General features: G+C 35.5%; 11 protein-coding genes. 9 read left to right on the forward strand and 2 right to left on the reverse strand.

Annotated elements, in window-relative coordinates; all coding sequences use genetic code 11:
- Positions 1-289: 289 nt before the first annotated feature.
- Positions 290-733 carry a hypothetical protein gene (locus LAB100_RS11600; RefSeq protein ID WP_162894246.1) on the reverse strand — a complete coding sequence of 148 codons (444 nt, stop codon included), beginning with the start codon at positions 731-733 and terminating at the stop codon, positions 290-292.
- Between LAB100_RS11600 and LAB100_RS10510 the strand changes: the two genes are divergently transcribed.
- Positions 714-3,101: an SLAP domain-containing protein gene (locus LAB100_RS10510; RefSeq protein ID WP_162894245.1), complete on the forward strand. Its 2,388-nt coding sequence runs from the start codon at positions 714-716 to the stop codon at positions 3,099-3,101. The two genes, LAB100_RS11600 and LAB100_RS10510, sit on opposite strands and share 20 nt — an antisense overlap.
- A 60-nt stretch (positions 3,102-3,161) precedes the next feature.
- On the opposite strand, the gene LAB100_RS10515 is transcribed toward LAB100_RS10510, so the two are convergent.
- Positions 3,162-4,541 (reverse strand): DUF6056 family protein, encoded by a 1,380-nt coding sequence (locus LAB100_RS10515; RefSeq protein ID WP_119327056.1) that lies wholly within the window; start codon positions 4,539-4,541, stop codon positions 3,162-3,164.
- Between the two features lie 182 nt (positions 4,542-4,723).
- Here LAB100_RS10515 and rbsD point away from each other — a divergent pair, with 182 nt between their 5' ends.
- The 8 genes from rbsD to purB all read left to right on the forward strand — a co-directional run bounded on the left by rbsD (position 4,724) and on the right by purB (position 11,656).
- Complete coding sequence (rbsD, locus tag LAB100_RS10520) at positions 4,724-5,119, forward strand: D-ribose pyranase (RefSeq protein WP_119327055.1); 396 nt, start codon at positions 4,724-4,726, stop codon at positions 5,117-5,119.
- 13 nt (positions 5,120-5,132) lie between these two features.
- Entirely contained in the window at positions 5,133-6,041 is a 909-nt protein-coding gene (gene rbsK, locus LAB100_RS10525) for a ribokinase (protein WP_119327054.1), read from the forward strand.
- 187 nt (positions 6,042-6,228) lie between these two features.
- Positions 6,229-6,429 (forward strand): cold-shock protein, encoded by a 201-nt coding sequence (locus tag LAB100_RS10530; protein ID WP_010020786.1) that lies wholly within the window; start codon positions 6,229-6,231, stop codon positions 6,427-6,429.
- 141 nt (positions 6,430-6,570) lie between these two features.
- On the forward strand, positions 6,571-7,773 hold the full coding sequence (locus LAB100_RS10535) for an MFS transporter (RefSeq protein ID WP_119327053.1): 1,203 nt from the start codon (positions 6,571-6,573) through the stop codon (positions 7,771-7,773).
- Between the two features lie 160 nt (positions 7,774-7,933).
- Entirely contained in the window at positions 7,934-8,575 is a 642-nt protein-coding gene (locus LAB100_RS10540) for a glycoside hydrolase family 73 protein (protein ID WP_119327052.1), read from the forward strand.
- Between the two features lie 51 nt (positions 8,576-8,626).
- Positions 8,627-9,208 (forward strand): xanthine phosphoribosyltransferase, encoded by a 582-nt coding sequence (locus LAB100_RS10545; protein WP_119327051.1) that lies wholly within the window; start codon positions 8,627-8,629, stop codon positions 9,206-9,208.
- Between the two features lie 18 nt (positions 9,209-9,226).
- Positions 9,227-10,357, forward strand: coding sequence for an ATP-grasp domain-containing protein (locus LAB100_RS10550; protein WP_119327050.1), 1,131 nt, complete (start codon positions 9,227-9,229; stop codon positions 10,355-10,357).
- A 3-nt stretch (positions 10,358-10,360) separates the two neighbouring features.
- Positions 10,361-11,656, forward strand: a complete 1,296-nt coding sequence (gene purB, locus LAB100_RS10555; RefSeq protein ID WP_119327049.1) for an adenylosuccinate lyase — start codon at positions 10,361-10,363, stop codon at positions 11,654-11,656.
- Positions 11,657-11,988: the final 332 nt, after the last annotated feature.

The following is an 11,988-nucleotide window of genomic DNA, read 5'->3' on the forward strand; positions in this document are numbered from 1 at the left end:
TTTTGATTCAGTTTTCGTAAGAACCTTTTTCAAAATCTGGAATAAACTAAAATGACTATATTTATGTAATTAAATATCGGATTAATATATATATTTATTCTTTCGTATACATACAATTGGTCTATTGATTCTTAAAACTCTATAAACCACTGATATAAATGATATAAAGCTAATTCTATATAAAATATAGCCAATACTATTTATTTGGTATACATATAGTTACGACCTATGATGTGCTTTGAAAAAACAAAAGAGGAGTGATTCATATGGTATTAAATAAAAAATGTATTTATTTAGGCGTCACATTATTTTCTTCAGCAATTTTAGCAACTGTATCAACAGAACAAGTAACAAAAGCTGATACCATAGGGACAGTCACCACAACAACAGCTGTACCTAGCTCTTCTACAGACAGTACAACGGCTGTATCAACTACTGGAACGGATAGTACTTCATCAAGTGGAACTGTATCATCAACGTCAAGTGCTGTGAACGGTACATCAATGTTGCCAAGCACATCTACTGGAACCACAAGTAGTGTTACAACACCAACGAGCACTGCCACAATATCGCCAAGTACAGCAAGTGGAACGATAGCATCGACGGGAGTCACGAGTACTACCGCAACTTCATCAACAGTTGCACCAAGCACTACAACGACATCAATTACTGGTACAACATCTCCGATTAGTACAGCTACAGGTAATAGTACGGTGACATCTTCGAACACCACAACTAGCGACACATCAACTACTGGAGTCACGAGTGCGACAACAACCTCACCAAGCACCACAACTAGCGGCACACCAACAACTGGGGTTATGAGTGCGACAACAGCCTCTCCAAGCACTACAACTAGCAGCACACCAACTACTGGAACAACAACTGGAACTATAACGGAAAGTAAACCAAGCAGTAGTAGTACGACTTCAACCACTGGTAGTACGACAGCAACAACAACTACTACCACGAGCACAATTACAATAGGTGGAACGACAACATCTCCATCTCCTGTAGGTCCCGCTGATCCTACAAGTACCACAGGGACGACAATTAATGCAACAACACCTACAAGTTCGATTTCTTATACGATACCTAGTGATGTAACTGATGACACAGTGGTTAACTTCACTGATCCAACTTTGGGGGCTGCCGCAAAGTTGGCTTTTGGTTTGAAACCAACGGATAATTTAACTGTTGGAATGATCAAGGCAAAAAAGGTACCACTAATTTCAATTAGTGTGACATTGTATGAATTAAATCAAAAAAATCAACCTGGAGCTTCAATGACTGATCAAGAATCTACGCCGGTTGAAAGTTTGAATGGCATGCAATACTTTCAATTATTGCCTAGCACTACTCAAATACATTTCCAAGCCAAATTAGCTTCAGATACTAATGCAGATCCTACTTTGACGCCTTTGGATAACCTTAATTTTGCTCATTTAATTATTGATGGTAATTTTAGTAACCCTAAAGCTAAGCAAATTGATGTTTCCCAACTTACTAAAATTAATCTTGCTAAAACTAGTTATGTTGAGTTAACAGGTGACAATTCAGTTTCTTCATATTCAGGTATTGATGATGATCAACTGAAGGAATTAGGACCATGGTTGACTAATTTTGTTAACAACGGTACTTCTGGCGGTGTTCTTCTTGAGTTAGGTAGTGCAGCTATTACTGATTTTTCTCCTTTGAAGGAAATTAATCCTGACGCGGATGCTTCAATTATTTCTTTGGGTGATGGTAGTTATGATCCTACTCCGGTTTATGGAGTAATTGGTCAGCCTTTAACATTTAAAGCTGCGCCATTCACGGGTATTGATGGAGAAGATTTGTCATCAACTTATCACTTTACAGGAACGGTTCCTAAGGCAGATTTAGCTGACGATAATCTAGTTAACTTGGGTAATGGTGAGTATAGAATTGATAATCCTGACTCAACGAATAATGCTTTGACATATGGACATATTGGTTATGTATATTCTCAAAGTCCTGATGCTTATATTAGAAAGACTTATGGAACAAATAATACATTTATGTATTTTGGCATTCATGGTCAACCAATTATCTGGCAAGCACATCCAACTGTAACTATCAATTATATGAATGCCGACGGGACACCAATTATGGCTAATGGAACAGCTATGACAAAACAAATTGCCGGAACTAATGTAGGCGATGCTTTTGATTTAACATCTGATAGTAATATTTCTGGTTACAGTTTGAGCAGTCCAACGACTATCTTAAAGGGTGCTTATACTCTAGCTCCCCAAGTTGTAAATTTGGTTTATAGTAAGGCAATTACTAGTGGGGGTTCTTCATCAAGCAATACTTCAGTTAATGATAATAAAGAAAATGATGAACCAGATATTTCTGATTCTAGAATTCCAGTTGATGTTCAAGAAGTTACTGGAACAACTAAGTCAGATTCTGAACTAAAGAGTATTGGTGTCAAAGCTACAACAACCATTGATGGAAAATTATTCTACCTAGTAGGTTATGGCAATTGGATTGAAGCTGATAGTTATGATGCCACTGTTTCTACAGAAAGCGGAGTTATTAGAACTCATAATATTGATAGTGATCTAGTAGATGGTAACGGAGATGATCTTGGATATGGAGTAGCTCCAAGTACGGGATGGAAGTACAGTAAGATTGTTGCTATTAATGGTAAAGGTTATTACCAAGTAGCAACCAATGAATATTTGCCAATTGCTGATGCTGTCGTATTTTCACCATTTAGTAGTAAGGCAACTGTAAGTGTAGGTTCTAAAGCCGAACTCTATAATTCTTTGGGAGAAGATTTAGGGAAAAACTTACCAAGCAATAGCAGTTGGACTACTGATGGAACGGCCATTATTAATGGCGTATTAATGTATCGAGTTGCTACAGATGAATGGGTTAGCGTTGATACGACTGAGGCTGCATCAGTAACTACCACATATCATGCAGCGGAAGAAACAGCACTTTATGATTCTAATGGAAATGTTATTCCTAGAAAATTAGCGGCCGATACCAATTGGAAAGTTGACCAAATTGTTTTGATCAATGGTCAAGAGTATTGTCGTGTGGCTACTGATGAGTATGTTAAAGCTTAATAAATAATAGAAAAGGTTCTGTAATTATCTAAATAAATAATTACAGAACCTTTTCTGGTCTTAAGATGAAATTTTTGTTATTTGCTGATCGAAAGCCTTTAAATAATCATCATGATTTTTAAATTTTTGGCTTTTTATTTTGTTTAAGGCAGTTTTCCAATCAGAGTATTTAATAGCAATCTTTTTCCGAGTACCATCTTGGATATATAATCCCGCAAAATTATTATCTTTTTGGATGGAAACTGGTTCCCAAATATAATCATCATTTTTGTATTCTAGTAAATACTGGGTTTGGCGATTAATGTTATTTTGATAGAGTGAATATTGAATTTGCAAATTAAATGTCTTTCCATAATCATGAGATATTGCAACCGTTCGAGTTCCTATACTCAATATAAGTAAGATAAGTATAGGCAATAGATATTTTTCATAAGCCGCTAATAGTAAATCTAAATTGATAACGAAAATGGCTACAAAGAATATATATGTAGCAAACATGCATCTGGAACCAAACGGAGATACTACAAGGAATGGAATAACTACAATAAAACCAGATGATAATAATGAAAAATTAGCTAGTTTTTGTTTGAAGTTTTTGATTCTAGAATTATAAATTATTACGGCAACTGTAAAAGTTAGAATTGCTAATATTAAAATTAACAAGGATTTGCTCGAATATTGGGTTCTAAGATAATTAATCATGGTTTCAGAATTAGCAGATCCCTTGATTGAACGGTAAGAATCGTTTCCCAAAAGAATTTTAATATAAGCACCATTAGTGAACATTAGAAAAGCACCGATAACATTACCAACTAGGATATAGTTGAGAATTTTTTTGAATTTATCACCGAAATGCTTTCGTAAAAATAACCAGGTCAAAAGACTATTAAAGACATTTAGTAGAGTTACATGTTCAGCAAAAAGTTGAGCTGCAATGGCTGCTAAAAAGATCAATATAGTGGTTGATTGATAATAATGAATGTCTTTATTGTCGTAGTTTTTTAATACTAGATAGATCATAAACAATGGAAAAATCACAGAAGGTACGTAATTAGCGAAACCTGAGTGCCATCCTAATATTTGTCTAAAAATGGATTGAGGCATCAGAAGAATAAAAAAAGTTGTTAAAGTTGCTGACACTAATCCTACGGATTTTGATGGAGAAATTTGTTCACGGATTTTTTGGATTAAATAAACAATAACAGTCATGAAAGTTCCATAAGCCATAAAAGCAATTGGCTTGAATTTGGTCATAGCGATTACTAAGATATCCCCAAGATAACGACCGTCATATTTCAGAAATATTCCCTGTGGAAAATAATTTCTGCCAAAGTAGTTGCCCCAATTTAAATCATCACCTAGTAAGGGCATCCACATTCCAATTAGTCCAAAGATAAGGAATACAATAAAGTAAAAGCTGAGTTTAGTTGTTCGTTTCATGTTTGCCTCTTTAGTACCCCTAATATCATCCTCCCTTTTGTTAGGATATAATTTTATTACTTTTTGAGCAATAGTAATCTGGACTTGCGACTATTGCGACAATATTGATAAAATATTTACTTAGATAAGTGTGCATGTTAGTATTAATTTTGCAAACGATTACAGAAAAAGGTGAAAATTTCATGAAAAAAACAAGAGTTATCAACTCAAATATCTCACGTGTTATTGCCCAAATGGGACATTTCGATACAATTGGTATCGGTGATGCAGGGATGCCCGTTCCTTCAGGAACTGAAAAAATTGATTTAGCAGTTGAAGCAGGCTTACCAAGTTTCATTCAAGTACTTGAAAATGTTTTGAGTGAACTAGAGGTTCAAAGGGTTTACTTAGCTGAAGAAATTAAAACTCAAAATCCAGAGCAATTAGCCGCAGTCAAAAAAATTGTTGGTGATACACCAATTGAATTCATTCCTCATGAAGAAATGAAGAAAGATTTGAGCGATACTAAAGCCTTCATTAGAACAGGTGAGGAAACACCTTATTCAAATATTTTGCTTGAAAGTGGAGTTGTCTTTTAGAGGTTAAATAATTATGAAGAAAATAGTTGTACTAGGTTCTATTAATGTAGATATTATTTTAAATATCGCACGTTTACCATTACCAGGTGAAACAATGGCAATGAGTAATCGTTCAACTGCCGGTGGTGGTAAGGGTGCTAATCAAGCTATTGCGGCCGTCCGTGCTGGAGCTGAAACATCATTCATTGCTAAAATTGGACAGGATAGATCAGCTGATTTTATGTTGGACACATTTAAATACGATGGTTTGAATATTGAACATGTTACTCAAGATGAAAATGCTGGTACTGGCCAAGCTTATATTCTATTGGATGATAATGGTCAAAACAGTATTTTGATTTATGGTGGAGCTAATCAAACTATCACTACAAAAGACATTGAAGAAGCTCACGATGCAATTGCAGATGCTGATTGTTTGATAACTGAATTTGAAACACCTTTGGCTACTTCAGTAGCAGCATTTAAAATTGCTAAAGAAAATAATGTCTTAACAATTTTGAATCCTGCTCCTGCAAAGACTAATATTCCAGATGAACTACTAAAATTAACAGATATTATTGTTCCTAATGAGACTGAAGCTGAAGCTATCACTGGGATTAAGGTCACTGATCGTCCTTCAATGGAAAAAGCTGCAAATAAATTGCATACATTAGGTGTAAAGAATGTTATAATAACCGTCGGTGCTAATGGATCGTTTTATTCACAAGGTGAAAAGAATGGTTTCGTTAATGCTTATAAAGTTAACACAGTTGATACAACAGCTGCTGGTGATACGTTTATCGGTTATTTAGCTTCAAAGCTAAATTCAGATTTAGGTAATATCGAGGAAGCAATGATGTTTGCTAGTAAGGCATCTTCTATTACAGTTCAAACCCAAGGTGCTCAGAATTCGATTCCTTATTTAAGAGATGTTGAAATTTAAGTATTTGTAAAAGAAACTTTACGCTAAGTAGATTGAAATAATTGGTCAAACATGTTAATATAATAGTTGTATTTTTGAATGGTGAATGGTTCGAATGGTTTGAATGTTTCGTACTTTAGACTTTCTTCCATGATGTACCACGAAATAATGCACAAAAAATTTTTTTATTTATCAGGAGGATTCTCTAATGGAACACGGAACAGTTAAATGGTTTAACGCAGAAAAAGGTTATGGTTTTATCACTCGCGAAGATGGTAGTGACGTATTTGTTCACTTCTCAGCTATCCAAGGTGACGGTTACAAGACACTTGAAGAAGGCCAAGCTGTAACATTCGATATCGAAGATTCAGATCGTGGCCCACAAGCTTCAAACGTTGTTAAGGACTAATTATAAATCGTTAATAAACTTTGAATAAAAGCTAACTCGAAAGAGTTAGCTTTTTTAGTATCTAATTTTTTACTTTAAATTTACAATATCTAAACATTCCTTCGCTATATTTATTATTAAGTTGTTGGAATGGGGATAATTATGCAAAAAGAAAATTGGAGAAGTAATTTTAGGATACTGTGGTTTGGAAGTTTGATAACGGATATGGGCAATGCGATGACATTGCCTTTTATTGTCCTGTTTATTGATACTTTAGGTAATTTTAGTAAGGCAGAATTAAATTTGTTAGGTGCGGCTGCTTTTTCTTTAACCTATTTAAGTAAGGGTTTAGTTTCACCCTTATGGGGCAGATTAGCTGATCTTAAAGGTAGAAAATTGATGTGTCTCAGGGCTTCCGGGGTCATGACTTTTACCATCTTTATGGTCGGGTTATCTCCTAATGTCTGGTTTTTATTAGTCTTTCGTTGTTTACAAGGTGCTTTTTCGGGATATATCAATAATGCAAATGCTTTGATGTCAGTTTCAGCTCCCAAACAGATACAAGGGCGCGTAATGAGCAGATTGGTTACGGGGAGTATCACTGGAACGTTGATTGGACCCTTGGTCGGTGGACTTTTCGCTACGTGGTTTGGTTATAGAGGAGCATTTTTTATTACTAGTTTTTTAATGGCATTAGTTTTTTTTACCACATTAATTGGAGTGAAAGAAAATTTTACACCGATTAATAGAAAAGAATTGCGTCCGGCATTGCCAATTATGAAAAAGATAGGTTGGGGCTTCTTTGTAGCTCTGTTTGGGTCACTCTTAGCAATTCAAGCGACTACTAATGCAATTACACCTATGATTAGTTTACTGGTCAGAGAACTCGATCCTAACGGTTCTAACTTAGTTATTATTACGGGAATCGTTTCGGCAGCACCGGGATTTGCGACGATCTTGATGGCAGGTCTTATTGGTGGGTTAATTGATAAATTGGGAGCCTTAAAAAGTATGATTATTTTTTTAATATCGGCTATTGTCTGTTTGGTTTTGACTAGTATGGTTCAGAATGTTTGGGAATTAATTACTTTGAGATTTATTTTAGGAATTTCCGACGCCGCATTGATTCCATCTATTCAAGTGCTGACGGTTAGAAATGTTCCAAAGGAAATTTTCGGACGAGTTTTTAGTTATAATCAATCCGCACAATCTTTAGGAAATGTTTTAGGACCAATGTTAGCAGCCGGAATGGCAACAATTTTAGGCTATAAGAGTATTTTTATATTTTCAGCTGTTTTAGAAACGCTAGCTCTAGTGTCTTGGTTGAACTATTCTTCTAAAAAAAATATTAAATATACTATTTAATAAAAGGTTTAGCTCTTTTTCAAATCTGTGCCCGCAGTGTTCCAGCTCAATCGGCTTTGTTGGTGATGTATGGTCAATTGTTAAATTTATTTTTCAAATCATAAAATATTCAAAGTTATCGGCTATAATTAGAGTTAATAAACTAAAAGGGATAGATCAATTGCCACAAAAGAAGAGATATACAGCACGTCGAAGAAATCCTCGACGTAATAAAAACAACAATACGACTTTTATTTTATTAGCAATCGTCTTTGTGTTTGTTATCAGTTTTTTTGGATACAGGAGATATGTTCAGTATAAAAGTGAAACGCAAGTTGAAATGGTCCAACAAGAGCACAGTACTTTCGTTAAAAAAGTAGCCCCATATGCAGTTGAACTTGGTAAAGAGTATGGAGTTTTGCCAAGTATCACCATTGCACAGGCAATATTAGAAAGTAATTGGGGGACCAGTACTTTGGCTAGCCAGTATAATAATTACTTTGGTATCAAAGGTGAGGACCCTTCGAATACAAAGCTTTTACAGACTAAGGAATATACTGATGGTCAGTGGGTAACAATCAACGGTCGTTTTCGGGTTTATTCGGATTTTAGAGAGTCGATGAAGGATCATACTCAACTGTTAGTCAATGGTACTTCGTGGAATTCGCAGCAATACAAGCAAGTTCTTCAATCGAAGGATTATATTGATGCAGCTGTTGCTTTACAAGCTGATGGATATGCGACTGATCCCGGTTATACAAGTAAAATTATTCGGATTATACAAAAATATAATCTTAAAAAGTACGATCAGGGTATCAAGTAAAAATCAAAGTATGATAGACTCTAATTATTCTATTAAATAGGGGAGAAAGTAATGAAGGAACTAGAAGAAAGAATCAGAAAAGATGGTCGAGTTTTAGGCAAGGACGTGCTTAAAGTTGATAGTTTTTTAAACCATCAAGTCGACCCAATGTTAATGGAAAAAATGGGTGAAGAATTTTACAATCACTTTAAAGATGCAGGTATCAATAAGATATTGACAGTTGAATCTTCAGGGATTGCTCCAGCCGTTATGGCTGGTTTAAAATTCCAAGTTCCAGTTGTTTTTGCTAGAAAACACAAATCTGTTACATTGACTGATGATTTGTATACATCAGAGGTATATTCATTTACAAAAAAGACTTCCAATCATATCAGTATTGATAAGAGATATCTCTCAAGTTCTGATAAGGTTTTGATCATTGATGATTTCTTGGCTAACGGTCAAGCTGTTAACGGCTTGAATACAATTATTGAAGATGCTGGCGCAACACTTGCTGGTATTGGTATTGTAATTGAAAAGTCATTCCAAAAGGGAAGACAAATGATCGACAAGTCAGGTACTCCCATTTATTCATTGGCTAGAATCAAGGCTTTTGAAAATGGACAAGTGGTCTTTGAAGAAGAAGACGATTAGTAATAAGAAGGTGGAATTATGACTTTTATTGCGCCCGGTAAAACTTTAGGAATAATTGGTGGCGGCAGTGAGACTTATATTTTTGAACTTGAAGCCAAACGAATGGGTTTTAGGACCATGCTTTTGACAGATGAGGAAAAAGATATTGCGACACAAGCAGCAGACAGTTATTTAGTCGGTACGCTAGAAAACATCGAGAATCTAAGTGAATTGGGCCATAGAAGTGACCTCCTTTTGTATATGGACGAAAACTTCGACAGTACACTCCTCAAACAATTATCAGAAACATTTAATGTTGTTCAAGGATCTGATCTGTTGGGAATCGTGCAAGATCGTTATATCGAAAGAACTTTTTTGAATGATTTGAATATAAATGTGCCACCATTCTTTTCAATTGTAACGGTTGATGATATTAAAAAGGCTGTTGAAGAAATTGGGTTCCCTTGTATTTTGAAACCAATTCAAAAAAATCAAACAGTTCTGAAACGTCATATTCTTTACAATAATGATGATGTGGAACGGGTTCAAAAGTTACTTCAAGATGGAACTTATATCCTAGAAGCTTGGATCGATACCAAAACGGAGTATTCCATTATGGTAAGTAAGAGCAAGGATAAAAAGATTCATACGTTCCCAATGATTCAAGAAATTTATGATGGTACGCATCTGATGAGTTCTTTTATTTACAAGAAGAATAATCCCGATGTAGAAGCCGAAATGCAGCGAGTTGCTTTGAAAGTAGCTGAAAGTATTGATTATGTAGGAATTTTTGGGATAGGTTTTATTCTTTCTCAATCAGGAGTGTTGTACGTTAAACGAATCTTTCCTGGAATCAATTATTCAGCCAACGTTTATCAAGAGGCTACTGGCATTTCACAATTTGAATTACATATCAGAGCTATTTGCGACTGGCCAATTCCTGAAATTTTTCCAATGGTCAATGCGGCAACTTTGAAGATCATTGAAGGTAATTTGCCACAGAGTTTGGATCTATTACAGGAAAAGGCTCAATGGAAATTTAACTATTACACAGGTTTTAAAGCTAAGAATCAAGCCGACAGAGATGTCGGATATATTTCAATTTTCTCAGACGATGTCGAAGAATTAAAAAATGATATCTTAACAACTAATATTTGGAGAGTAGAATAATTCATGATTGATAGATATGTAACTGAACAAATGAAACCAATTTGGACTGACCAAAACAGATTTCAAGCTTGGCTCGAGGTAGAAATTGCTGCTGTTGAAGGCTGGAGTGAGCTGGGAGAGATTCCTGCTGAAGATGCTAAGCTGATTGCTCAAAACGCTAAGTTTGACGTTTCCGAGATTGCCGAGATCGAAAAGGAAACTAAACATGACGTAGTTGCTTTCACAAGAGATGTTTCACGTTACTTAGGACCAGAAAGAAAATGGGTTCATTTCGGTTTAACATCAACTGATGTTGTCGATACAGCCTATGGTTACTTAATGAAACAAGCAAATGATATTATTCGTGAAGATTTAAATGAATTTCTAGAAGTAGTTAAAGAAAAAGCTCTAAAGTATAAAGATACTGTTATGATTGGTAGAACTCATGGAGTTCACGCCGAACCAACAACTTTTGGTTTAGTTTTGGCTAATTGGTATTCTGAAATTAAGCGTGATATCGAACGCTTTGATCATGCTGCTAAAGGTGTAGAAGCCGGTAAAATCAGTGGAGCAGTTGGTAGTTATGCTAATGTACCAACTAGCGTAGAAAAATTTGTTTGTGATAAACTAGGCATTCGTGCCCAAGAAATTTCAACACAAGTTCTTCCTCGTGATCTTCATGCGGAATATATTCAAACGATGGCTTTGATTGCTACATCAATTGAACGTTTTGCTTTGGAAGTACGTCACCTACAAAGAACTGAAGTCCGTGAAGCTGAAGAATATTTTGCTGCCGGACAAAAGGGTTCATCAGCAATGCCTCACAAACGTAATCCAATCGGTTCAGAAAATGTAACCGGTTTGGCACGTGTCATCAGAGGCCATGCATTTACAGCTTTGGAAGATGTTCCATTGTGGCACGAACGAGATATTTCACATTCATCAGCTGAACGTGTTATCGTTCCTGATACAACTGAATTGCTTGACTATATTTTGAGAAGATTTACTAAGATTACTAAGAATTTAACTGTTTTTCCTGATAAGATGATAGAAGATATGAATCTTACTCATGGTTTGATCTTCTCTCAGCGCGTCTTGTTGAAATTAGTTGAAGCTGGTTATTCTCGTGAACAAGCTTACGATATTGTGCAACCAATGACTGCCAAGGCTTGGGATGAAAAGAAAGATTTCAGAACCATGCTTGAAGCAGATTCACGTGTGACTGACAAATTATCCGATGCTGACCTTGATGATGCTTTTGATTATCACTGGCATTTAAGAAATGTTGACGAAATTTTCAAACGTGTTGGTTTGGAATAAAAATATTAAACAAAATAAATCTCAATCGAAAAAAATTCGATTGAGATTTTTTAGGTCGCTAAGACACTTGGTTACTACAAGTAATCGCTTTAATTTGCGGAACGTATGTTCAAATTTGCTTAGTTGTCTTTCGCTCTAACACCAAAAATTTGCTACAATGTAAACAGCTATTTTTGGCTCTTACTCAAGTTTGGTTACAGTATAAGTTTGTCGTCCTCCGCAACAAAGAAAATTGGGCTGGAACGTAGTGGGCATGACTTGGAGCCTCTTGGCGTTGCCAACAGTCTTCAAGCTCGGCCTTATTCTAAGTGACTTCGTCACTAAGAATAATC

It is taken from the genome of Companilactobacillus musae, from assembly GCF_003967595.1.
Classification (GTDB): domain Bacteria; phylum Bacillota; class Bacilli; order Lactobacillales; family Lactobacillaceae; genus Companilactobacillus; species Companilactobacillus musae.

Coding starts and splice junctions, on each gene's coding strand:
- purB (WP_119327049.1), top strand. CDS start 10,361: ATGATTGATAGATATGTAACTGAACAAATGAAACCAATTTGGACTGAC.
- LAB100_RS10515 (WP_119327056.1), bottom strand. CDS start 4,541: ATGAAACGAACAACTAAACTCAGCTTTTACTTTATTGTATTCCTTATC.
- rbsD (WP_119327055.1), top strand. CDS start 4,724: ATGAAAAAAACAAGAGTTATCAACTCAAATATCTCACGTGTTATTGCC.
- LAB100_RS10530 (WP_010020786.1), top strand. CDS start 6,229: ATGGAACACGGAACAGTTAAATGGTTTAACGCAGAAAAAGGTTATGGT.
- LAB100_RS10535 (WP_119327053.1), top strand. CDS start 6,571: ATGCAAAAAGAAAATTGGAGAAGTAATTTTAGGATACTGTGGTTTGGA.
- LAB100_RS10545 (WP_119327051.1), top strand. CDS start 8,627: ATGAAGGAACTAGAAGAAAGAATCAGAAAAGATGGTCGAGTTTTAGGC.
- LAB100_RS10550 (WP_119327050.1), top strand. CDS start 9,227: ATGACTTTTATTGCGCCCGGTAAAACTTTAGGAATAATTGGTGGCGGC.
- rbsK (WP_119327054.1), top strand. CDS start 5,133: ATGAAGAAAATAGTTGTACTAGGTTCTATTAATGTAGATATTATTTTA.